We start from the raw sequence: 23413 nt of genomic DNA, 5'->3' as shown, positions 1-23413 counted from the left end.
ACTCACCCCTTTTAGTTGATGGGCGTCAGATACATTTCAATGAAATCACGCTGTTCTTCGATGGCAGGCGGAAGGGAGAGTTTCTCTCCAAGGGCATCGATGGGTTCGTCAATATCGAAGCCCGGCCCTTCTGTCGACAATTCTACAGTTATCCCACCGACCGTCGTGATATATAGGGCCTTGAAGTAATAGCGGTCGACGATGCCTGAATTCAACCACTTTTCATGATCAACCTTCTCCTTGATATTGAGGAGGGCTGCTTCATCGGCGACACGTAGGGAAAGGTGGTGTACGCTGCCATATCCTTCTTTTTCGAGCTGGCTGGTCCGCTTTTCGATAAGGTATAGAGAATCGTCGCCGAACTTCATTTCGACGGCTGTGTCCTCGTTTTTGTAGGGGTGATCTGAAACGCCGCCGAGCAGTTCGAAGAATTGGACCATGGGTTTCAAGTATTGGATGCTCAGTTCCACAGCACCAATCGACGTCAAGGCATGGACTTCAGGAATCTCCGGATGAATATTCGGGTGTTTCGGCCCCTGCTGATCCACCATAAGGGCCAGACGTTGTTTTTCGTGATCTTCGAATTTCAAGACGGTCTTGCCGAATTCTTCCGTGATCTCTTCATGATGGATATTTTTCTCTTCAAATCGGGTCTTGAAGAATTTGAGCGCCTCCTCAGAAGGGACTCTGAAGTATGTGCGGCTGATGCCGTTGCTGCCTGGTTGGTACTTTGGTGCTCCGGTTATTTCAAAGAAAGTGATGTCTGTGCCCGGATGGCCTTCATAGTCTGCGTAAAACAGATGATACATGCTTGTGTCATCCTGATTTACAGTCTTTTTGACGAGTCGGAGTCCAAGCACATCTGTATAGAATTTGTGGTTGTCGGTGATGTTTGCAGTAATTGCTGACACATGATGCAACCCTTTTGGTGTCATAAAAATCGCTCCTTCCACTTATCACTGATATTATATAATATAGAGGAAGTAAACTCTAATAAAGGAAGTTGTCGGAATGGAACATTTATTTATAAAAGCTAAAAACGAGAAGAGGAATACACTGATACTTTTTCATGGCAGTGGCGGCCGCGAAACGGATCTTTTGGAGATTGCAGCTATGGTGGACGGCTCAGCCAATATACTCGCATTCCGCGGGAATGTTGATGAAGCAGGCCGTGCACGCTTCTTCGCTCGTCAGGGAGCAGGATATGATGAGGATAGCCTCAAGGCAGAAGGGACGGCCATCAAAAGACTGATGGAGGATCTGGCTGAAGAATATGGTTTGGATCTCAATCAGGCGACATATGTCGGCTACTCACATGGAGCGGATATGGCTTCGCATCTGTTGATGCATCACGACCTGCCGGTGGCAGGTGCCATGCTCATGCATCCATCCTACAATGGTGAGCAAGCAGCAGAGATTGAGCTGAATGGGAAGAAGGTCCTTATAACAGCAGGCGCAAGAGATGTCCAGACGACTGCCGGTGATGCATATCAATTGAAACGGCACCTCGAACAAAAAGGCGCCGAAGTCAGCATCAAGCTGACCGACGGCGGCCACGAAATCGATTCGGAGGAATTGATGGAGGGGCATGTCTGGTATCTGGGGGTTAAATGACTCCTGATTGATCAAAGGTATACGGAAGCCAGATAGCGCGAGAGGCCATCTTCGTCGCACGTATATTCAGTGATATCGTCTGCGGCTTCAAGGATTGACGGGACTGAATTTTTCATGGCGGTACGCTTGCCGGCTTTGTCAAATAAGGGAAGGTCGTTCATCGAATCTCCCACGACATGCACATCCTCATACGACAGTCCGTATCGAATCATTAAAGTTTCAAGGCCTGTTGCCTTGTCGCGTCCCTTCAACATGATTTCGGCATTATGGACACTGGTGGTATAAAGGGCATAGTCGGACTCATCTTGATGCGTCTTCAGATGGTCGTACCAACTGGCGATCTTGTGTGTGTCTGTACTGAAGAAGAATATCTTTACGACATGTTCCAATGACAGGGTCGGCACCCATTGGACTGTACTTTCGAGTGTCTTTTGGGCGTAGAGGTATTCAAAATGCTTCATCGTTTCCGGTTGGGGTTGGCTGATGTCCGCAGCCGAGTACTCTTTATCTTCAAGAAGGGTGCGGCTTGAATTTTCAAGCGTATGGATTTCGTAATAGATCTCCCGCCTGCGTGCAGCAGCTATCATATCGGCAACGAAGTCAGGATCGAAGGAAGCGGAATCGATCAACTGGCCATCGACATAGACCCCCATGCCGCTTGCCGCAACATAACCGTCAAGTGGGCAGTCTTCGGGAGTGATTTTTGTGATTTCGTGATGTGTCCGTCCCGTTGCGAAGAATATGAGCATCCCTCTTTCTTTGAGTGCTGCCAGTACCGCAACGAGGGATCTTGGGAAACGGCCACTGTGGTCGAGTATCGTGCCGTCCATATCCAGAACCAATGCTTTCATGAAATGATTCTCCTTTTATGCTGAAGTTGAATTGTAATGCCTTCTTATTGCGAAGTATATTTTTATAATTATAGATTCAGGCGGGGTGAAGAAGTAGTGCGAACGGATTTGAAGAAGCCGCTGATGGACGGATTGACCATCGGCATGGGCTACGTGCCGGTTGCTGTAGCCTTTGGCATAACAGCGAAACCGGTTATGTCCTTTTTTGACGCGGTGCTGATGAGTTTCATGGTGTATGGAGGCGCAAGCCAATTTCTGGCCCTCCAGATGATGTCTACGAGCGGCGCAATAGCCATTGTATTTGCCGTATTCATCCTAAATTCAAGGCATTTTGTCATGTCGTTCAAGGTAAACTATGATTTGAAGCATGAATCCTTTTTGAAACGTCTGTTCCTATCTTCATATGTTACGGATGAGGGCTTTGCAGTGACCGCCAACAGCACACCAGAACAGCGGCATTTCAGCAGCTATGCAGTCACTTTCCTTACAGCCTATCTTTTTTGGGTGACGTTTTCTGCCATTGGTTACCTGGCGGGTGAGTGGATGAGCGAGGGGTGGGTTGCAGCCAGCGGCATCGCTTTATATGCACTGTTCATCGCCCTGCTCATTCCAGCTGTGCGTATCCACTACCGCTTCGGCATCATCGCCATGGCAGGCATGATCATCCATTACATAATGGGACAGCTCTCCTTCGTGCCATCCGGCATCGCCATCGTGCTGGCGATACTCATTGCAGCAGCACTCGGATCGATACTTGAAAGAGCGGAGGTGTCCAGATGACCCTACTGGTTGTTGCCATGTTTGCTGTGACGATTATAACACGTATTCTACCGGCATTTATAATCGATGTTTTCCCGTTGCCGGAATGGCTTGTAACATATTTGAACTACATCCCTTATGCCGCACTCGGCGTGCTTATCTTCCCGGGTATATTAGATGCCCTCGAAAATCCATTGCATGGTCTTTTGGGAGGGGCGTTCGCCATGTTGTTGGCATTGTTTCGGGTGCCGCTTTTCTTTATCGTGCTAGGCACAATCGTGTTTGTCTATCTGATAACTTGAGGTGCCTTAGATTTCAGCATATCCATTTGTTGGGCCTAAACCGGCATGACAGCGACCTTAGGGGGACCTGATTGGTTACCAAGGAGCGGGTCATGTGGTAAAATGAAGGGAATAATCAAGGAGCGAAGGAGTTTTAATGTGAAAAGTACAAAGAGCCATCTAAAGTCGTACAATATGAATGATCTGAAGCGTCTTGCGCGTACCATTTCAGTGAAAAACTTCTCGAAATATAAAAAGGATGATCTGATTGATGCCATAATCGAGCGTCAACATACTACAGAAGCGGCAGTGTACGCGTATAAATACATCGATGACCATTCTTTTGAAGCCTGGAAGAACACGGGAGGCCGTGGGCCTACCGAGTCGCGATATAATTTGGAAGAACTGTTCGGGCTGTATATATTGGGCTATGCCTTTGAAGATTCTGAACAGGAGGATAAGTTCTTTATTGCAGAAGGAATACCGGAGCTGTTCGCTATGGTGGACAATGAAGAGAATAGGGAAGCGCGGCTTAAAGTCCAACGTAAATTGAAGCTTATAAGAGCAGCGCTTCATCTTTACGGTATTGTGAGCTTCAGTCAGCTCCAACACCTATTCAAAAAATATTATGATATGGAAATGACTTCAGCGGAACTGGTGAGCTTTCTTGGAGAATCACCTTATGATATTTCAATTGATGAAGATAATGAACAGATCATCATTGATGACATGAATTATGCACAGTATGAAATGGTCAAAAAACTCCAGGGAGATCTACCTTACTACGAGCCGGAATTCGGCAAATTCATCAAGTTCAGCGATCCCAACTATATCGATGAATCGAAAGCCCATCGTGCACTCAAAGAGTGGGTGAAGGATAATGTCGATGTACCGAGGGACAAACATTACAGTGTATATATCTCACTGCTTCAGCTGATTATGCAGGGGTCTAAGAAAGATGACATCCTCCAATACTTGATGACCTTGAATGTCGAGTTGCAGAATGCTGACAGCCAACGCGAATTGATGGATATGATGGCTGAGATCGTTGAGAACACACGCCACTTCAAATATCGTGGCCACAAGGAGTCGGAATTGAACTCCCAGACAGTCGTCAAGGAAGTCAAAGTGGGTCGGAATGACCCTTGTCCATGCGGCAGCGGGCGTAAATATAAGAAATGCTGCGGCAGATGAAGGTCCGGTATTTAGCGGACCTTTTTCTACGCAGTTAAATAATTGAATATTCAAAACAAGGGGATTTTAGATGAATCATTATAGTTATCCGTATAAAAACTCGAGATACAGCACATATGCAAAGAATGGCATGGTGGCCACCACTCACCCATTGGCGACGGATGCGGGGATTGAAGTGATGAAGCAAGGGGGTAATGCAATGGATGCGGCAATTGCTACAGCAGCGACATTGACCGTAGTAGAGCCGACGAGCAACGGCATAGGCGGAGACGCATTCATGATTGCATGGATGGATGAAAAGTTGTACGGCATGAACGCCAGCGGCCGCTCGCCAAAAAGGTTGGGGATGGAGCAAGTTAAGGCGAGGGGGTTTGATGCACTGCCAAAGTTTGGTTGGCTACCGGTAACAGTACCGGGAGTGCCGAAGGCTTGGGCCGCACTTATCCGTGATTTCGGCAATTTGACTTTAAAGGAAGTGCTCGCACCAGCAATACGTGCTGCACGTGACGGTTTCGTCATCACACCGGTAGTGGCCAGATACTGGCAGGCGGCTTATCAAACCTACAGTCGGGAAGCGGACAATCACGAAGAATTGAAACCATGGCTCGAGACTTTTGGCACCGCATCAGCAGGTACCATCAAAACTCTGCCGGAGCATGCGCAGACATTGGAAGATATTGCCGCTACTGATGCGGAAAGCGTCTATACGGGAGATCTTGCAGATAAAATCGTCCAATTCAGTAATGAGACGGGCGGGTTAATTGAACATGACGACCTGGCTGGATTCGAAGTGGAATATGTCCAGCCTGCAAGCATGGATTATAAAGGTCATGTTATCCACGAACTTCCCCCGAACGGTCAGGGCATCACGGCATTGATGGCCCTCGGCATGCTCAAGAATGATGACCACCCTGCTTTGGATGAGCGCACTTTTCATCATCAGATTGAAGCGATAAAATTGGCGTTCGCCGATACGACCAAACATGTAGCGGATTCGGATAACATGCGCATTAAGGTCTCGCAACTGCTGGACCAGGAATATCTCCAAAATCGTCGAAGCCATATTACAGAAATGGCAGAGGAGCGGGAACATGGGAATCTGCCTGAGGGGGGAACTGTCTATCTTGCCACAGCAGACGGTGAAGGTAATATGGTATCTTATATCCAAAGCAACTATATGGGTTTTGGTTCAGGTGTAGTGATTCCCGGCACCGGGCTCGCCATGCAGAATAGGGGACATAACTTTTCCATGGATCCGGAACACGCTAATTTCATAGGCGGCGGTAAAAGGACTTTCCATACGATTATACCTGCCTTCATCACCAAGGACGAGATGGCGGTTGGCCCATTTGGCATAATGGGTGGATTTATGCAGCCGCAGGCCCATCTGCAGGTGGCGATGAATCTGATCGACTACGGGATGAATCCACAGAGCGCCCTCGATGCGCCAAGATGGCAATTCAAGGCAGGGCTCGAAGTTGAAGTTGAAGATCGTTTCGACACAGATATCGCCCGCAGTCTGATCAGGCGGGGACACCATATCAAAGTGAATCTTGAACCCAATAGTTTCGGTCGTGGGCAGGTAATCTTAAAGAACCCTGATGGGGTGCTTATCGGAGGAACTGAGTCGCGTACGGATGGGGCCATTTCATCTTATTAGTTGAAGGGATTCTGGAAGTCATCTGATATATTAAAGCAGGCCCAGGGGGCCTGCTTTAATATAAGTCTAGAATTGTTTATTGAAAAAAGGTCTGCCGATGGAGTTCTTGTCGAAGTAACGGTTGTATGAGACATTTCTATAATCGCTTACCAGTACTTTAATATCCTCTTCGAGCGCTTCATCTGGTACGAATGTATCTCCTATATATGCACCACTTGAGGCGATGCCAGTCACACCTTTCTGATAAAGCTGCACCAGCATATAGTAGTAGGGTGTTGTCTTATATTGGCCGTCTGCCAGCAGTTTCGGCACGAGGAACATGGGGCTCAATAAATCTGCATCACTGGTGTCGCCCCTATCATGGTTCTGATAGATGAAGTAGGGGGCCTGGTTAGTATGCCCTTGTAATTGCGCCCCCTTTCCCCTGAGGAAACTAGGTGCATGATCTCCATAAAATATCAGGTTTACATCGTACTTCTGGTCTTCCATATCGGCGATCAGCTTCTCGATTGCAGAGTCGGTTTTCACCAGCTGCCTGAAATATGATTTTGCATATTCTATATAGTCACCATACTTGCTTGCAGTAGGCTCCTCGGAGAGTATGCCAGGCTTTAGAACCGGCTCATAGGCGATATCTTCGAGAACTCCGGGTGAATAGGGCGAATGATTCTGCATAGACATGACATTCATCATGCGGTAATCATCCATCTTATTGTCCACCAGGTCCGTAAGATAGCGGTCGCTTGCCCTGCCTGTTCCTTCAAGCTTCTCCAAGTCGTTCATATCCTCTTGGCTGAACAGCTTGGAAACCCCCATCTTGTCGTACACATCAACTCTGTTATAGAGGCTGAAAGTATAGGGGTGGATCACGGCATTCTGCTCGACCAGTGTAAGTATAGATGAACTGTCACTGGATTTTTCGAAGTACTCGATGTAGGGCGAGGTGACTGTAGGTTGCTGATGGAGTTCAAGCGACATGCTAGTCAGCATCTCAAATTCTATATTTGCTGTTCCGCCTCCGATGAACAGTGAGCGCATTTCTCCTCCGCGCTGTTCCTCAAGCTTTTTGATGAATGGTGCAGGCATCTTGTTCTGTATCAGAACCTCATTCTGCCAAAAGCTTTCGCTGAGATAAATGATGGTATGTTCGTCGGTGATATCATTTTTTCTGGCATCGTTATATTCAGCGGATTCTTTTTTATACTTTTCTGAAATGGCGTTAATATTCGACCTGGAATAATCATCTGGAGGTTCCATGAAGTTCCTCGAAATATTGATCAGAAAATTTGGCACGAAGCCTACCCTTTTAATCTCTTTAATCGGGTTGAAGATATATGAATCCTTCTCTTCAATCCCGAAATATTCATAGGAATATTTTTCAGTGTCCGTATAGAAGATCACTGAAACAATTATGATGCCCACCAAAGCTGTAATTCGAATGATCCTGAATCTGGACAGCCCCAATTTTCTATATAACTTGCTTTCCAGATAAAATAAAACGAATGATGCCAACAAAAGAACGGTGACAAGAACAAACAGCATCTTCAGGTCGACTATATTTGAAAGTTCCCTGATGTTGATGACTTCTTTGATTTCGTTATAGTTGACGACTTCGCCGCGTTGTTCGAATTTCAATTTGTTGGCATAATAAAAAAGAAATAGTGACATATTGGAGATCAATAATGTGGTCAACGGTTTGCCGATCAGGCCGTAGACCAGCAATATGAAAAGGAATATGATGGATATCCCCTGAAAAGTGTGTTCGTTGATTTCTTCAACCGGCACGGTTTTTCCATCATATAAAATTGTGGGGAAGGTCTGGATCCAGTATCTACTGTTGAGTAAGAATACTGCTAACAGGCCTAGAAGGAAAGTTGAATTTTTTACTAGTTTCATGATTACTTCCTTAATATTGAATTTGATCGGGAATGAGAGGTTGAAAGAGCCTCAAACTCCCCCTTGAAGGGGGAGTTGAAAGTAAATGACTATACGTTTGGTTGCCGCATAATAGTATATAATCTAAAGCAAATAAGCAGACAAGTCAATAATTCTTAATAATCGGAATAGTTTGACGTGATGGAGGGCGTATAATGCATTTTAAAATATTCTGGGTGTTTTTTAAAGTCGGAATGCTTGGGTATGGTGGTGGCCCATCGTCCATTCCGCTTGTCCATAAAGAAGTGGTCGATACACACGGATGGATGACAGATGAAACCTTTCAGGATGCCCTGGCTATAGGTAATGTTCTGCCTGGTCCCATTGCCACCAAACTTGGAGGATACATAGGTTACCTGCAAAAAGGGTGGCTCGGGATGGTCAATGCTGTATTGGCCACAATTCTGCCGACAATCATATTGATGATTGTACTATTAAAACTGTTTACGGAATTTAAGGACCTCGAGTGGGTGCAAGGTATGAGCAACGGGGTGATGCCCGTAGTGGGCGTCATGTTGTTTGTATTGACGTATGAGTTCCTCGCCAAGGCAAAGGCGAAAACGACGTGGCACTTCCTCTTCCTGTTTACGGCTATCGCATTCTTCATGTTGGTGGTGGTAGGAATTCACCCTGCCCTAATCATCCTGCTCATTGTTGTTTTCAGCATGTTCAGAAGGGAGGGGAGAGTATGATCTATATACATATATTCCTGGCTTTCTTCATCCCCGGAGTTCTGGGTTATGGGGGCGGCCCCGCTTCCATTCCATTGGTGGAGCAGGAAGTTGTACAGAATTATGGGTGGATGGATTCCCGTGAATTTGCCGAGGTTCTGGCACTTGGTAATGCCTTACCCGGCCCGATTGCGACCAAAATGGCCGGCTTTATAGGTTATGAAGTTGGAGGGCTGGGGGGATCGATTGTTGCAGTTGCTGCTACAGTCTTGCCTTCACTAATGCTGATGATTTTTCTCGCGGGACTGCTCTACAGATTGAAAGGCACACAGAAATTCGAAACTCTGACCACACTGATCCGACCGGTGATTGCAATCCTTCTTGGGTTGATAGCATACGATTTCATCTTCAATGCATATGATGCCTCCGGAACCGTACACACAATATTTCTGGTTGCGGCCAGCTTCCTGCTATTGGTGAAATTTAAAGTCCACCCCGCACTTGTGATTATTTTTGGTTTAGGTTATGGTGCGCTTCTGTTGTGATATGCAGGGGGGTAAAGAGCCAAAATCAGGGTCTCCTACTTTTGTTTTTTCTTGAACTTATTCAGCATGGCCTCAAGGAAGGTACGGACGCCGTCGACTCCCATCAGCAGTAACATAGAGATATAGAGTACAGCCATCAGTGCGAATGCAAGCACCAGGCTGACATCACTTCCAACAAAAGGATTCATAAGGATCAAAAATCCATAAGATGATGCAGCAGCAAAAAATGCAGCGGCTGTAATCCGTAACGCAGTCGGTATAAGATGTGTCAGATTAAGCCGGCCAAATTTTCTGCGTAGGCTCCGTGTCAGTAGCAGAACGGTCATCAGTGCAGAAAGGCTGGTCGCAAGAGCTAGACCACCTATCCCGAGGATTGGCGCCAGCAGGAAGTTCAGGGCAATATTGATGCTCACCCCGATTGTGCTGTTGAGCATAGGTGTTTTTGTATCCTGCAGTGCATAGAAAGTCCGGGTTAAAATCAGGTTGACACCTGTACCGGCAAGACCGAGTGAGTAGAAGAAGAACGCCGAAGTCGTCAATGTTACGGCGGTTTCATCGAAGGCGCCGCGGTCGAACAGGAAACGGACAATAGGCTCTGCGAATATCATCGCACCGATTGTGGCAGGAATTATTAGGGTCAGCACACCCAGTATGGTCTGGTTCAAAGTGTGCTTTAGCCCCGGCATGTCTCCTCGGGCTGCCTTTTTGGATATGTCTGGATAAAACACTGTAACGAATGAAGAGACGAAGATACCGAGGAAGGATACATTCAAAGTGCTGGCATAGTTAATTGAGGAAATTCCACCTATGGAAATCCAGGATGCAAGTGAACGATCAATCAGACGGTTCAATTGACCCACACCGGAACCAAGGATGACCGGGAAAGCCAATACAGCCATTTCTTTTATATGTTCATCTCCCGGACGCAACACCCGCTGGAAGCGGAAAGAATATCTATAGGCAAAGAACAGGATGATCAGGAACTGGATAAATAGTGCGACTACATTAGCCACGGCGAGAATGTAGATCAGTTCTAATCTGCTGCTCAGGATTATGGCCACAATCAGCACCAGATTCATGGGAATGCCTATCAAGGAAGGGATAGCAAACATCTTTTTATAATTCAGATAGGCACTTAGAATCCGGGTGATGAGTGTAAAGTAGATGCCGAATATGCTGAAGCGGGTGAACATTACTGCAAGTGCCAATGTTTCTCCCTGGAATCCGATTGCGAATACCTTAACGAGCTGTTCAGTAAAAATAAGAGCGAGTATGACGATGAATGTAGTGGAAATCAGCAATATATTAATTAGGTTGTTGGTATATTCGAGCCCCGCCTTGTCGCCGGACTGCTCTGTTATCCGTGAATAGAGCGGGATGTAGCCGGTCGAAATGCCTGCTGCCACCACACCAAAAACGACAGTTGGGATACTGATCGATAATAGGAAGACATCACTGGTTTCGCTTGCTCCGTAGAAATAGGCGAGCGTCAAATCCCTCAAGAACCCAGAGACTTTTGAAACGATGGTCAGCACCATCAACAGAAAGATGGTTTTTCTCATATGGCCACGCTGTGTGGATTCTGTATCAATCCATGATTTGCATACATAATGTTCATAAAAAAACTCCTATTGATCCATACTCCAAATAGTAAAAGCATACAATATGTATTTTAGCAGAAAATGGATGGATGGCGAGTTTAGAGCTATGGGACACGGAGATATGAATGATCGGTTTGGGTCGAGTTTAAATCAGCAATCCAGCATATACAGATTTAAGGCATAGAAAAGGTCTGGAAATGTCATTCCAGACCTTTTCTATGTCACTATGCGCTGTATCTTTTGCCTTATCAGCCGTGGTGTTTCTTCAATGATGTCCTCAATTTTTCTGGTGCCATCGCTCAATGGATGGACAGAAGCGAAAGCTGTAGTATCAGCACCGGTTACCTGACCAGAGATGAGGTGGCACGGCTTTTGATGGCGATCGGCGAGTTGTGCCACAGTCGCAGGGACTTTTCCGTGCACTGAGGAAGCATCGGTTTTCCCTTCACCTGTAATTACCATATCGGCTTTCATTATTGCATTCTCCAAGTGGATCATCTCAGCAACCAGTAGACCTCCCGGTTTCATCTCTGCCCCGAGATTCATCAGCATCCACCCAAGTCCACCAGCGGCACCTGCGCCGTGGCAGTCACTGAAGTCATCTTGGAAAACATCCGATATTTTGGTACGGAGGTGTGAGAGCAGTGACTCGAAGAAAGCGACATCCGCTTCCTGCACGCCTTTTTGGGGACCGAACGCACGGGTAGCCCCTCGGACTCCGAACAATGGATGGGTGACATCGGACGCGACAGTCAACTGTACACCTTCCAGGGGCTGAAGTGATCTTAGGCTGATTTCAGCAACATGTCCTATATCACGAGTGAACACGCCAACTGGCATGCCACCTGTATCCACTGCAGCACCTCCTAGAGCGAGCAGCATCCCGTAGCCGCCATCGTTTGTTGCAGAACCACCCAAACCCAGTATGATGTGTTGTGCCCCGTTATCAACCGCGTCCAAAATCAGTTCGCCGACGCCGAATGACGTCCGATCGCCTGGGTTTGAACTGCCGACCAGATGAAGACCACATGCCTCGGCCGTTTCAATCACTGCAGTCTGTCCCTTGCGACAATAGGAGGCTTCGACCGTCTGGCCTTCTGGCCCTGTAACATTGGTGGTGACCTCCTCATAATCCTCATTCCGAAAACACGTAAGAAGGCCATCTCCACCGTCACTCATCGGTTTCAAAATGCTTTGATGGCCCAAATCTGTGAGGGCCTCTCCCATGATTGTTGCAATCTCATATTGATTGAACGTCCCTTTATAGGAATCTGGTGCTACAACAATATTCATGATATCTACTCCAAGGTAATTCCGTAATGATCAAGGACATGGTGCGGTACAAAGAAGCGGGAAGTCTTCAAAGGATCGACTACCTGATTGATCTGCGCCTCGCCGACCAGACTCATGAGCATGGTCATTTCAGACAGACTCAAGTCTGTGTGGGGACGGAGTAATGCAATCATTTCCTTGACGGACTCGTCGACTGCGGTGTCGAGACTTTCGCTCGATACTGTCATGTAGACACCATCCGCATCGACGACGATCGGATGGCGTGTTTTTATATTGTGTGCTTTATCGAGGGTTACTGTGATCGATGCACCCGTCTCAAGTCCACTTACGCTCACTTCGCCGTCCCCCATCTTGGCGTGGACATCTCCAAGGCCAAACAAGGCCCCATCGTGTGCAACAGGTAGATAGAGGGTGGCGCCAGTCGTGATCTTCTTACTGTCCATATTGCCGCCGTGTCGGCCCGGTGTCCCATTATTGACCGCTTCTCCCTCTGGTGCCACTCCAATGACGCCGATCATCGGGTTCAGGGGAAGAGACAGGCCATTGAACGAAACAGTGCCTTCCGATGTATCAATATCGAACATTTTGGCCTCCATCTTCTCCATATCATCCCCCATGACGCCAAGCCCAGGGCCTGTCAGCATGCCACCGTTTGGTTCGAGGGTGATGTCTTCAATTGTGACTTTGAGCACATCTCCGGCTTGGATGCCATCTATATGGATAGGACCCGTTGCAGGGTTGATGCGGTCCCAGTCCAACTGGTCCAACACGGTATCACTGGAAGTGATCTGTCCGAGGAAGCAATCGTTCGTCTCAATCGTTACTGTATCCCCAGCATCAACCTTTAAAGCAGCTGGATTATCCTTTGACATCGCATAAAATAAGTTTGATTTATTCAATGAATGTTTCATGATCATTCTCCATTCTAATATGCTCTTTTATACTGCACAGGGATGAAGGCGTCATCCTCTGCATTTTTGTCCTGGGAAGCGTTGAGCACCCAATAAGGGTCGCGCAGCAGTCCACGGCCGATGGCGACGAGATCTGCAGATTCCGATGCGACGGCGTGCTCAGCCAGATTGACATCATCGAGAAGACCGACAGCTATGACAGGGACTGAAGCAGCTTCTTTCACCGCTCTGGCATACTCGACAAGGTAGCCGGGGAAAGCCCCATTGAAACGCTCTGGTGAAGGCTTACCGTCTCCTCCAGCTGATACATCGATCATATCAACCCCAGCTGCCGCATACTCGCGCGCCAGATGGGTCCCGTGGTCGATGTCGTAACCACCATCTGCATACTCGACAGCTGAGAGGCGTAGCATGAGCGGCATCCCTGCAGGCATGACAGATTTGACTGCTTCAATGACCCTGCGTCCAAATAGGCTGAAATCTTCACCATATTCATCGGAGCGCTTGTTGGTGAGTGGGGATTGGAATTGATGGATGAGATAACCGTGGGCAGCATGAAGTTCGATGGTGTCAAATCCAGCCTCAACTGCACGTTGGGCCCCCCATTTGAATGCATCGATAATCTCTTCCGTCTCTTCTCTCGTCAGTTCATGTGGCTGATGGAAGTCCGAGCTATATGCTTCATCCGTACTTGATACTGGAGTCTCCGTATCCTGAGCCTTGCGCCCTGCGTGAGCGAGTTGGATGCCCACCTTTGCCCCGTGGCGATGGCAAGCGTCGACGATTCGTTTGTAGTGGGGCACATGTCCGTCGGACCAGATACCTAGACAATGGTCGGTAATGCGACCCCGTGATTCGACATTGGTCATCTCCAACATGATCAGACCAGTACCGCCGACCGCCCGTGAGGTGTAGTGCGTGAAGTGCCACTCGTCAGGTATGCCGTCAGTCGCGCTGTATTGGCACATGGGGGCCATTACAATCCTGTTCTTTGTCGTTAAAGCCTTCAGTGTGTAGGGTTCAAAAAGTGATTTCATCCAATTCCTCCTCAGTGGTTAACTCCATTGTATTAAATTTAGAGAAAATTTCAAATATAAAGAGGCTTTGAATTTAGCAGTTTTGAATAATGTTATATTCAATGACAACTGTAATAAGTCCACTGGGTTAGAAGGATATTTCAAAACGCATATTAATGTGGTGTTCAGAATTGTACTGATAGCAAGCGCATTGCTTCTGATCGCACCGGAAACATATACTAACCTCATCGGTGTAGCAGCGGCAGTGATTATATTGGTGATGAATCGCATCAAATGGAAACGGGAAATGCGCACGGCATCATAGATTACAAAAACAGGCCCTTAAAGGGCCTGTTTTATTTTCCTTCGTTTTTAAACTGGATGATTCTTTTTTCGATGTCGTCTCTTACTTGGCGGAATGCTGAATATATTTCTTCTTCACTGCCTTTGGCTTTGGCTGGGTCTTCGAACCCCCAATGCAGGTGGATGACGTCCGATGGCGTGACAGGACAATTATCACGGGCGTCCCCGCACAGGGTGATTGCATAATCTGCATGGTTCAGAATTTCAGGGTCTATGATGCTTGACTGCTGACCAGTGATATCAATGCCGGCGTCTCTCATGATGCTTACCGCCCTTGGATTAATTCCATGGGCTTCGATGCCTGCTGAATGAATCTCATATTTATCGCCTAAATATTTGTGGGCAAAGCCCTCTGCAATCTGACTTCTACATGAATTTCCGGTGCATAAAAAATAGATAATGGGTTTTTGCATGATGACACTCCTTTAGTTTATGAAATGATGAGCAGCCATAGGTATAGGCCGGATAAAGTTATGAATAGAACGGGAATCGTCAGGATGATACCGATTTTGAAATAGTATCCCCAAGAAATATTGACCCCTTTCTTTTTGAGCACATGCAGCCACAGCAGTGTAGCAAGTGACCCGATCGGTGTAATCTTCGGACCAAGGTCAGAGCCGATGACATTGGCGTATACCAGACCCTCCTTAATGGAACCTTGTGCACCTGATGCAGTTATGGCGAGGGCATCAATCATAACGGTCGGCATATTATTCATGACCGATGACAGTATTGCAGCTGTGAAGCCCATGACCATTGTGGCGGCAAATAACCCATGTTCTCCTGCGGTAGCCAGAAAACGGCCGAGTAGGGCAGTCAGCCCTGCATTTTGCAAACCATATACGACAACGTACATGCCGAGGGAGAAGAAGACGATGTCCCAAGGTGCCCCCTTCACAACATCCTTAACAGGCACAGCGGGACTGTTTCTTCCCATCATCACAAAAAAGAATGCAATGAGGCCGGCAATGATGGAAACAGGGATCTCAAACGGCTCACTCAGGAAATATCCAATGAGCAACAAAGCGAGCACCACCCACGACCAGGTAAACATTCTTTGGTCACGGATGGCTTCAGAAGGGCGCTTCAACTCAGATACCCCGTAATTGGACGGTAGGTCTTTTCTGAAAAAGAGCCACAGTACAAGAATGCTTGCCAGGATAGAGAACAGATTGGGAACAAGCATCCTTGAAGCGTATTCGATGAACCCGATGCCAAAGAAGTCTGCCGAGACGATATTCACCAAGTTACTGACGACGAATGGCAGGGAGGCGGTATCGGCGATGAATCCGCTTGCCATGATGAACGGCATGATCATCTTCTCCGTGAAATTGAGGTTCCTGACCATCGCCAGAACAATCGGTGTCAGAATCAGGGCGGCTCCATCATTGGCAAACAATGCAGCCACTATCGCGCCCAGCAGGATGATGTAGATGAACAGCTTCAATCCGCTGCCTTTGGCAAAACGTGCCATATGTAGTGCAGACCATTCAAAAAATCCGATCTCATCGAGTACCAATGAAATCAGTATGACAGCGACGAAAGTCAGTGTCGCATTCCAGACTATGCCCCATACGGTTCCGACATCCCCAAAGCTTACGACGCCGAAGACCAAGGCTGCAACTGCCCCAGCAACCGCCGACCAGCCGATGCCGAGGCCTTTAGGCTGACGGATGACAAGAAACAACGTGATGAGGAAAATCAGGACTGCAATTACAGAATTCACCATCAGCAGCATGCCTCCCTTGTGCATGAAGCGAGCAGACGGTCGACATGTGCATCAAGGCCAGGTGTCGTCGCCAATAATTTTGACAGCATTTCCATGAATGGACTATCGGAGTTCAAGGAAAGATGGGTCCAATACCCATCTTTCCGTTCCGTGATCAAGCCAAGTGTCCGCAACCTTTTAAGATGCTGGCTTACAGCAGGTTGGCTCATATTGAAGCATTCTGTGAAATCACAGACGCAACATTCCTTCTTATACATCATCGCAACCATCGATAATCGTGAATGATCGCCCAGAACTTTGAAAAGTTCCGCAACATCATTAATATCAACTGTCGTTTCCATTGGATCGCACCTCAATCATATAATTTTTTTATTATGTAATAGGTTGAATTATATAAGATTATGGTTATATGTTCAACAATGATCTTAAAAATGAAGTATATCGGTGGATTTCCATTTTCATTACTTTTATCATGATATATAGAATGACAATTCAGAAAACTCAGGAGGCGTTAAAGGATGCAATCAAATATTTATGGCAACACCCCTCCGATGTTGGGGGCGAAAAATCTTACAAAGACTGACGAATACGATACGGATGTACTGGTCTACGGTGTACCGTGGGAGGGGGCCTGTACTTGGGGAGACTACACAGGGTGCGAACTGGGCCCGAAACAGATCAGATTGTCCTCTGCGCGGTACAGCACTTACTTGCCCGAGCTGAATCATATCAATGTGGAAGACCATTTGAGCCTTGGGGATGTTGGCGATGTCAGCGTCATACCGCATGATGTGCCGGGCACCATGGACCGCATTGAAGCATTCGCCGAAAACCTGTGGCGCTCAGGTAAGTTCCTGGTAGGTCTCGGTGGCGACCACGGCATCACATATCCTGTCGTCAAAGCCTTGACCAACACCGGCAAAAAGGTGGGGATCATCCATCTGGACTCCCACTATGATAATATGCCTCACTATGAAGGAGACAGGTTTGCCAGAAGTACGCCATTCATGCGCCTTTACGAGACCGACGGAGTCAGGAATGAGAGTCTTATACATGCAGGCATCAAGGGTCCGAGAAATAAACCGGAGACGGGAGCCTATGCTCAGGAAGCGGGAGCCGTGACGCTTTCGATCAATGACATCAAGGGGGCACATGACCTGAAAGCCTATGCGAATGAAATATATGATATGGCAGCACAAGAGGTGGATGTCGTCTATTTGACGATCTGCAGCGACGTGTTGGACTTTGCGTTCAACCCAGGAGGTCCCGTCGATGGCAATGGGCTCACATCCCATGAGCTGGTGACGATGATCTATGAATTCGGTAAACGGGGATTATGTGGAATGGATTTTGTCGAAGTGTACCCTCAGCAGGACGCGAACCAGAACTCAGCGCACTTTGTATCAACAGCGGTTTTATATGTGCTGGCGGGCCATGTACATGGTGGTCATGCTTGATAGATGAACGGGCGATGGGAGACTGTCTTCTGTATCCAAAGGGGTGGAAGCATTGAATGGACAGAAAATTATTGAAAAGCTGAAAGTGATAGGGCCAGGTGCAATCATCACGGCTTCGTTCATCGGACCAGGCACCGTGACGACAGCCACACGTGCAGGTGCAGGGTTTGGGTTCGCCCTCCTGTGGGCAGTGGTTTTTGCGATTCTGGCGACAATCGTACTGCAGGAGATGGTCGCAAGGATCGGTATGGTGACAGGTGAAGGGCTGGGGGAAAATATACGCGGGTTATTCGATAATGTCATATTGAAATTCGCTGCAGTCTGGCTGGTCATGATTGCAGTGTGCGTAGGATGTGCTGCATACATCAGCGGCGACCTGCTCGGCACTTCCCTCGGTGTCTCCTATTTATTTGGAATACCGGAGAACTACGTGGCGCCGATCATTGGAATCATCATACTCACTCTTGGGCTGAGCGGAAGCTACAAAATCATCGAAAAGGTGATGATTGGGCTAATCGTCCTGATGAGCATTACATTCATAACGACGATGATAGTATCAGCACCTGATGTCGGCGCGATATTCAAAGGGGCTTTCGTTCCCGGCATCCCTGATGGTTCGATTCTGATGATCATTGCGCTGATCGGCACTACGGTGGTACCGTATAATTTTTTCATACATGCCTCGACGGTCAGCGAAAAGTGGGACAGTGCAGATGGCTTGAATGAGTCCAGAATCGATACAATCCTCACCATCACCGTAGGTGGGTTCATCACTGCAGCAATACTTATTACTGCAGGTGCGCTGATTGAAGGTCAAGAAGTGACCAATGTCGTCGAATTGGCAGCGCCACTCGAGCCCTTGATGGGTGACCTTGCACCATTTTTCATAAGTGTCGGGCTATTTTCGGCAGGGTTATCCTCAGCAATCGCCTCACCGATGGGGGCAGCGGTGACGGTGAGCAGCTTCATGCACTGGAAGGGTGGTTTTGACAATAGGAAGTATAAGATTGTCTTTGCTTCTGTGATCAGTCTCGGCATCGTGACTTCAGCCATTGGTTTCGAACCTCTGGAAGTATTACTTTTCGCACAGGCATTGAACGGGCTTATACTTCCAATCATTGCCGTGCTGATTATGATCATCATCAATAAAAAAGCAGTGATGAAAAAGCATGTCAACGCCTTATGGCTGAATGTCGTTGGCTGGGCGGTAACGGCAGTGGTTTCTTTTCTTGGGCTCTACAGTCTGATTGATGCGGTTACTTCTTTGATGTAAGCGCATGGCTGTCACTGGAAGATGAAATTGCTTATAATGATGGTTAACACATTGAAAGGGTGAGAATATGAAAGTTAATGCGAAATGGACAGGCGGAATGGCCTACAATTCTAAAGGTGACAGTTCGGGCTATGATGTGACGATGGACGCCAGCAGCAGTGTCGGCGGTAATGACAGTGGTCCAAGGCCGATGGAAATGGTGCTGCATGGTGTAGCCGGCTGCATGGGCATCGATCTTAATGTCATCATGAGGCATAGCATGGATAAAGTGGAAAGCATTGATATAGATATCGAAGCTGAACGTGCAGACACTGAACCGAAGCGCTTCACCGATGTCGTAATCGTCGTCAGGATCAAAGGGGACGTCACTGAGAAGGTGGCGCAGCGTGCAGTAAAATTATCAGCGGATAAATACTGTTCCGCAATCAACTCATTGAATGCCACAATTTCTACCAAGCTTGAACTGAATGGAGAAATGAAATAAAAAGGAGGAGCGTCCAGACGCTCCTCCTTTTAACTTCCGTAAAACCCAGTATCTTCAAGGTTTTTGTGCTGGAGGATGATTTCTGTAATCTTGTCCTCCTGATCATATTTCAGCATGACATACTGCTCGTTTGAATCATCGGCATCATAGATCATCCAGAAGTCGGAAACCTCGTCACGCGTCGGCCAGCCGAATGTTTCAACGGCCTCCTGCTTTGTGAGGTTTTCCGGAAAGATGATGATGCCGTTGATTTTAAGTTCGCTTAAATCATCGGCCCCCTCCCTTTTTTCAGGGAAGTTGAAGGCGATATGATCATAGTGGTAATAGACACCATCAATGCTTTGACCGTTTCCAACCGGTTCTCCCAGTATGCGCGTCATATATTCGTAACTGGAGCGGAGTGAAATCGTTCTGTACTCATAATTGGCTGAGAACAAGTTTGAGACGAAGGCATCGCGCGTTACATCGATGGGTGTTACTTCTGTGGGTTCTTTTTCGCTGGCGACTTCTGTAGTCTCTTCTGTTGATTCTTCACTAGCAGATTCTCCGGTGTCCTCCGTAGCGCTCTGGTTTGAATCATCTGGAATGAACAAGCCTACACATGACGGGATGAACAGTGGAATGGCGAGTAGGACAATGATGAATTTCATTTAATCCCCCTCTTTTGTCACTTTTTTCTTGGGAAACGGCTTCTGACGTGCCTTTTTGCTCTTAGGTGGTTCTTTTGGTTTACTGAAATATGCTTCTGTACGCTCACGTAGCTTTCTTGGCATCATGACATAGATGAAATCTTCAGAAAGCATCTTCGTTTCTCCGTTAGGTGTAATCAACTCATCATTTCTTATGATGGCGATGACGAGGACATCAGTCGGCAAGTCCAAGTCTTTGATCTGCACGTTCTGATGGGCAGAATGCGAAGGGAGTTCAATCCCGTATATATCGTTCTGCGTCTGGCCTAAAGCCAGCAGTTCGACCGAATAGGCCGGAGCTTCCGCTTCCCCTTCGTCAAATCCCAGCCAGCGGGCTACTGGTGTGATGGTGCTCCCTTGCAGCAAGGCAGAGAACAAGACGATAAAGAAGACTACGTTGAAGACGAGGTATCCGCTCTCGATGTCACTGACTAGTGGATAAGTCGCTAAAACGATCGGCACAGAGCCACGCAGACCAGCCCACGAAATGAATATTTTCTCCTTGAGGTCGTACTTGCTCGCAATCAAAGTGAGGAAGACACCGATTGGCCTGGCGATGAATATGAGGATGAGTGCCATCAGGATCCCCTGGAATGTATAGTTGATCAATTCCCCAGGAAAGGCCAGCAGGCCGAGCATGATGAACATGACAATCTGCATCATCCACGCCAATCCTTCATTGAAGCGCAGTATGGAATGTTTATAGGTAAGGGGCCGATTCCCCATCAGTACCGCCATAACATACACAGAGAGCAATCCACTTGCACCGATGACTTCTGTAACACCGAAAGTCAGCATCGCAAATCCAAGGGAGAGCACCGGATAGAGTCCAGAAGCTTCGAGGTCGATCCGGTTGATGACGAAAACCGCAAGCCGGCCTATAATGATACCGGCTATGATGGCAACACCCATCTGCCAAAAGAAGGTAAGTAAGAGATATAAAACATTGCTCTCTCCTGGCATTTCGATGACCGATATGATGGTGACGGTAAGGAACACAGCCATCGGGTCGTTCGTTCCGGATTCCGCTTCAATCGTTGAAGATAGTTTTTCCTTGATGTTTTTACTGCCGAATACTGCAAATACTGCAGCAGCATCAGTCGAGCCGACGATGGACCCGAGCAGCATCGATGTCATGAAATCAAGGTCCAGGATCAGATAGGCAAACAGACCGAGTATGAAACTTGTCAGCAATACGCCGATGGTCGCAAGAAGTACCGCTGAACCAGCCACCTTTTTGATGGTCATGATATTGGTTTGGAGGCCACCTTCAAAAAGTATGACGACAAGTGCTATCATACCAATCAGTTGGGTGAGTTCCACATTATCGTAGTAGATGACCTGGTTCAGAAGTATACCTATGATTATGAAGAGTACAAGCGAGGGGACACCGAGTCTGGACGAAAAACGTGTCATCACAACGCCCAAGACCAGCAGTATGGCAATCAACAAGATCGGATAGTCTAGCTGGACATCCATCAAAAACCCCCTTTCACCTGATATTTGTATATATAATTATAATTGAGTACCAACTAAAATACTAGCGGAGGAACAGCTTATGCTGAAAATCGATCATCTGGAAACGATGCAGAGGAACTTCAGCCTTGATATTGAAAACGTCACATTTCATAGAGGTGTAAATATCATCCTAGGGCCTAACGGGGGTGGCAAAAGCACGCTTCTGAAGGGGATGCTCGGTTACGGTGGGAGCCATATTCTGAGCCGTGAGATCGCTTATCATGGTTCGGCCTTGGGGGACATCTCAGACATCATATCGTTCCTGCCGCAGGAGAATCCCCGCTTCAGAATACGCGTCGAAGAGTATCTGATCATGACTGCAGCTGCGGGGAAGGTCGCGGAGGAACGGGTGGCTGAAATCATCAGGCGTTTCCACATCGGCCACCTTCTAGGGCGTTCGATAGAGGAACTATCCGGCGGCGAATTCAAAAGGGTGCAATGCGCTCAAATCGCCCTCGAAGATAAGCCGATCATCATGATTGATGAAATAGAACAAGGACTTGATCTATTTCATCAGCACGAAATGATGAAGTGGCTGACGAGGGAAGGACAGAAAAAAATAGTCATCACCACCATGCATGAAGCACAGTTGGCGATGACTTATGGAGACACGATCACACTTCTTCAGGCAGGACGCGCGGAAGGTCCGCTGCCTGCAGCCCAGGTGACGAGCGGACAGCTCTCAAGGTGCTACAACATCAGATTGACTATGGAACGGCATAGAAACGCCGTATCCATCTATCACAGTCCACTATAGAATGGCACCCAATGCCCCTGAGTATTCACCATTGTGAATGATGTGGGCCCTTGCGTCCTTCAGCCCGGCGTAGCGATTGATGATATCTTTCATCACCGTGTTGTCGAGCAGGGTGGAGCCGATGAAGACGATATCATCCGTCTCGAAGCCTTCAGCGAGGCTTATTCCAATGGCTGTTACAGTTTCGGCAACAAGACCAATGACGGCTTGTACTTTATCGGCAGGCTGCAGTTTAGAAACTTCCCCGGAGAGGACATTACCGAAGTTGCTCGCGGTCAGATCACCTGGAATCGGTGTCGGGCGTCCAGCATAGATATGATGGACTTTAAGGTCGATTTCATCCCGGTTGCCTTGGGTGGCCAGATGGATGATTGAATCATAGTCGTGGACGCCGGCAAGCAGGGTGGATAGGCCGATCAGCGTGCCGCCGCCCACTCCAGATCCCGCTACCCTCTGTTGACCGGAGGGGCCGGCATAGTGAAAGCTAGTACCGGTGCCGACATTCAAGTAGATGAAATGTCCAAGGCGGACGTCCTGCTCCTTCATCAGTTTGAGCAGCCCACGGTATGTCGCTTCAAATTCGACCGATATGGCTTCATGATGCTTCAATTTTTCTGCCATATATGCAGACTTGCCGCCTGTCAGGTATATCAGATCATCTGTATGTTCTGCGTTCAATCGATCTATCAAAGCATCCACTTGGGCAGATGGCCACCTTTCGAAACTGCGTCCCTCGTCATCGATGTAGGCGACCTTGATCAGTGTGCCTCCTGCGTCTATTCCAATTTTCATAAAAGCCTCCAAAAAAAGAA

25 protein-coding genes are annotated in these 23413 nt (G+C 47.6%); 12 read left to right on the top strand and 13 right to left on the bottom strand.

Annotated elements, in window-relative coordinates; genetic code table 11:
• Positions 1–11: 11 nt before the first annotated feature.
• On the bottom strand, positions 12–935 hold the full coding sequence (locus ABD734_RS01445) for a VOC family protein (protein WP_344700839.1): 924 nt from the start codon (positions 933–935) through the stop codon (positions 12–14).
• Between the two features lie 76 nt (positions 936–1011).
• Between ABD734_RS01445 and ABD734_RS01440 the strand changes: the two genes are divergently transcribed.
• Positions 1012–1614: an alpha/beta hydrolase gene (locus tag ABD734_RS01440; protein ID WP_344700838.1), complete on the top strand. Its 603-nt coding sequence runs from the start codon at positions 1012–1014 to the stop codon at positions 1612–1614.
• Between the two features lie 11 nt (positions 1615–1625).
• On the opposite strand, the gene ABD734_RS01435 is transcribed toward ABD734_RS01440, so the two are convergent.
• A complete protein-coding gene (locus ABD734_RS01435; RefSeq protein ID WP_344700837.1) occupies positions 1626–2465 on the bottom strand; it encodes an HAD-IIB family hydrolase in 840 nt (279 codons plus the stop codon).
• Positions 2466–2561: 96 nt separating this feature from the next.
• Between ABD734_RS01435 and ABD734_RS01430 the strand changes: the two genes are divergently transcribed.
• The 4 genes from ABD734_RS01430 (at position 2562) to ABD734_RS01415 (ending at position 6359) form a co-directional block, all read left to right on the top strand.
• Positions 2562–3245, top strand: coding sequence for an AzlC family ABC transporter permease (locus ABD734_RS01430; protein ID WP_344700836.1), 684 nt, complete (start codon positions 2562–2564; stop codon positions 3243–3245).
• On the top strand, positions 3242–3526 hold the full coding sequence (locus ABD734_RS01425; RefSeq protein WP_344700835.1) for an AzlD domain-containing protein: 285 nt from the start codon (positions 3242–3244) through the stop codon (positions 3524–3526). Before ABD734_RS01430 ends, ABD734_RS01425 begins: the two co-directional genes overlap by 4 nt.
• Positions 3527–3664: 138 nt before the next feature.
• Positions 3665–4699 (top strand): Rho termination factor N-terminal domain-containing protein, encoded by a 1035-nt coding sequence (locus ABD734_RS01420; RefSeq protein ID WP_344700834.1) that lies wholly within the window; start codon positions 3665–3667, stop codon positions 4697–4699.
• Between the two features lie 70 nt (positions 4700–4769).
• Positions 4770–6359: a gamma-glutamyltransferase family protein gene (locus tag ABD734_RS01415; RefSeq protein WP_344700833.1), complete on the top strand. Its 1590-nt coding sequence runs from the start codon at positions 4770–4772 to the stop codon at positions 6357–6359.
• Positions 6360–6425: 66 nt separating this feature from the next.
• Here the strand turns inward: ABD734_RS01415 and ABD734_RS01410 are convergent, their stop codons facing one another.
• The gene (locus tag ABD734_RS01410) at positions 6426–8255 is read right to left on the bottom strand and encodes an LTA synthase family protein (RefSeq protein ID WP_344700832.1); all 1830 of its coding nucleotides are present in this window, start codon (positions 8253–8255) and stop codon (positions 6426–6428) included.
• Between the two features lie 194 nt (positions 8256–8449).
• On the opposite strand from ABD734_RS01410, the gene ABD734_RS01405 reads away from it, so the two are divergent.
• Entirely contained in the window at positions 8450–8986 is a 537-nt protein-coding gene (locus ABD734_RS01405) for a chromate transporter (protein WP_344700831.1), read from the top strand.
• The gene (locus ABD734_RS01400) at positions 8983–9510 is read left to right on the top strand and encodes a chromate transporter (RefSeq protein ID WP_344700830.1); all 528 of its coding nucleotides are present in this window, start codon (positions 8983–8985) and stop codon (positions 9508–9510) included. Before ABD734_RS01405 ends, ABD734_RS01400 begins: the two co-directional genes overlap by 4 nt.
• Positions 9511–9545: 35 nt before the next feature.
• On the opposite strand, the gene murJ is transcribed toward ABD734_RS01400, so the two are convergent.
• From murJ to ABD734_RS01380, 4 genes are all read right to left on the bottom strand, one after another.
• Positions 9546–11072: a murein biosynthesis integral membrane protein MurJ gene (gene murJ / locus ABD734_RS01395; RefSeq protein WP_344700829.1), complete on the bottom strand. Its 1527-nt coding sequence runs from the start codon at positions 11070–11072 to the stop codon at positions 9546–9548.
• A 255-nt stretch (positions 11073–11327) separates the two neighbouring features.
• Complete coding sequence (locus ABD734_RS01390) at positions 11328–12404, bottom strand: glycerate kinase (RefSeq protein WP_344700828.1); 1077 nt, start codon at positions 12402–12404, stop codon at positions 11328–11330.
• A gap of 5 nt (positions 12405–12409) precedes the next feature.
• Positions 12410–13315 carry an acetamidase/formamidase family protein gene (locus tag ABD734_RS01385; protein WP_344700827.1) on the bottom strand — a complete coding sequence of 302 codons (906 nt, stop codon included), beginning with the start codon at positions 13313–13315 and terminating at the stop codon, positions 12410–12412.
• 14 nt (positions 13316–13329) lie between these two features.
• The gene (locus ABD734_RS01380; RefSeq protein WP_344700826.1) at positions 13330–14352 is read right to left on the bottom strand and encodes an NADH:flavin oxidoreductase/NADH oxidase; all 1023 of its coding nucleotides are present in this window, start codon (positions 14350–14352) and stop codon (positions 13330–13332) included.
• 67 nt (positions 14353–14419) lie between these two features.
• Between ABD734_RS01380 and ABD734_RS01375 the strand changes: the two genes are divergently transcribed.
• Positions 14420–14656 carry a hypothetical protein gene (locus ABD734_RS01375; RefSeq protein WP_344700825.1) on the top strand — a complete coding sequence of 79 codons (237 nt, stop codon included), beginning with the start codon at positions 14420–14422 and terminating at the stop codon, positions 14654–14656.
• Between the two features lie 31 nt (positions 14657–14687).
• Here the strand turns inward: ABD734_RS01375 and arsC are convergent, their stop codons facing one another.
• From arsC to ABD734_RS01360, 3 genes are read right to left on the bottom strand one after another with little or no spacing between them, the layout of a single operon-like run.
• Positions 14688–15107: an arsenate reductase (thioredoxin) gene (gene arsC, locus ABD734_RS01370; protein WP_344700824.1), complete on the bottom strand. Its 420-nt coding sequence runs from the start codon at positions 15105–15107 to the stop codon at positions 14688–14690.
• Positions 15108–15124: 17 nt separating this feature from the next.
• The gene (locus ABD734_RS01365) at positions 15125–16423 is read right to left on the bottom strand and encodes an arsenic transporter (protein ID WP_344700823.1); all 1299 of its coding nucleotides are present in this window, start codon (positions 16421–16423) and stop codon (positions 15125–15127) included.
• Positions 16423–16764 carry an ArsR/SmtB family transcription factor gene (locus tag ABD734_RS01360; RefSeq protein ID WP_344700822.1) on the bottom strand — a complete coding sequence of 114 codons (342 nt, stop codon included), beginning with the start codon at positions 16762–16764 and terminating at the stop codon, positions 16423–16425. Before ABD734_RS01360 ends, ABD734_RS01365 begins: the two co-directional genes overlap by 1 nt.
• A 177-nt stretch (positions 16765–16941) precedes the next feature.
• Here ABD734_RS01360 and ABD734_RS01355 point away from each other — a divergent pair, with 177 nt between their 5' ends.
• The 3 genes from ABD734_RS01355 to ABD734_RS01345 all read left to right on the top strand — a co-directional run bounded on the left by ABD734_RS01355 (position 16942) and on the right by ABD734_RS01345 (position 19637).
• A complete protein-coding gene (locus ABD734_RS01355) occupies positions 16942–17880 on the top strand; it encodes an agmatinase family protein (RefSeq protein WP_344700821.1) in 939 nt (312 codons plus the stop codon).
• Between the two features lie 52 nt (positions 17881–17932).
• A complete protein-coding gene (locus tag ABD734_RS01350) occupies positions 17933–19153 on the top strand; it encodes an Nramp family divalent metal transporter (protein ID WP_344700820.1) in 1221 nt (406 codons plus the stop codon).
• 67 nt (positions 19154–19220) lie between these two features.
• On the top strand, positions 19221–19637 hold the full coding sequence (locus ABD734_RS01345) for an OsmC family protein (RefSeq protein WP_344700819.1): 417 nt from the start codon (positions 19221–19223) through the stop codon (positions 19635–19637).
• 29 nt (positions 19638–19666) lie between these two features.
• On the opposite strand, the gene ABD734_RS01340 is transcribed toward ABD734_RS01345, so the two are convergent.
• Both ABD734_RS01340 and ABD734_RS01335 read right to left on the bottom strand, forming a co-directional pair.
• A complete protein-coding gene (locus ABD734_RS01340; RefSeq protein ID WP_344700818.1) occupies positions 19667–20287 on the bottom strand; it encodes a hypothetical protein in 621 nt (206 codons plus the stop codon).
• Entirely contained in the window at positions 20288–21805 is a 1518-nt protein-coding gene (locus ABD734_RS01335) for a potassium/proton antiporter (RefSeq protein ID WP_344700817.1), read from the bottom strand.
• Between the two features lie 79 nt (positions 21806–21884).
• Here ABD734_RS01335 and ABD734_RS01330 point away from each other — a divergent pair, with 79 nt between their 5' ends.
• Positions 21885–22601 carry an ATP-binding cassette domain-containing protein gene (locus ABD734_RS01330; RefSeq protein ID WP_344700816.1) on the top strand — a complete coding sequence of 239 codons (717 nt, stop codon included), beginning with the start codon at positions 21885–21887 and terminating at the stop codon, positions 22599–22601.
• On the opposite strand, the gene coaW is transcribed toward ABD734_RS01330, so the two are convergent.
• Entirely contained in the window at positions 22596–23393 is a 798-nt protein-coding gene (gene coaW / locus ABD734_RS01325) for a type II pantothenate kinase (protein WP_344700815.1), read from the bottom strand. The genes ABD734_RS01330 and coaW overlap by 6 nt on opposite strands.
• Between the last annotated feature and the right edge of the window lie 20 nt (positions 23394–23413).

The sequence above is a fragment of the Salinicoccus jeotgali genome (assembly GCF_039538805.1).
Classification (GTDB): domain Bacteria; phylum Bacillota; class Bacilli; order Staphylococcales; family Salinicoccaceae; genus Salinicoccus; species Salinicoccus jeotgali.
Note: the sequence above shows the minus strand (reverse complement) of the source record. Positions and strands in the feature narration are given on the sequence as shown.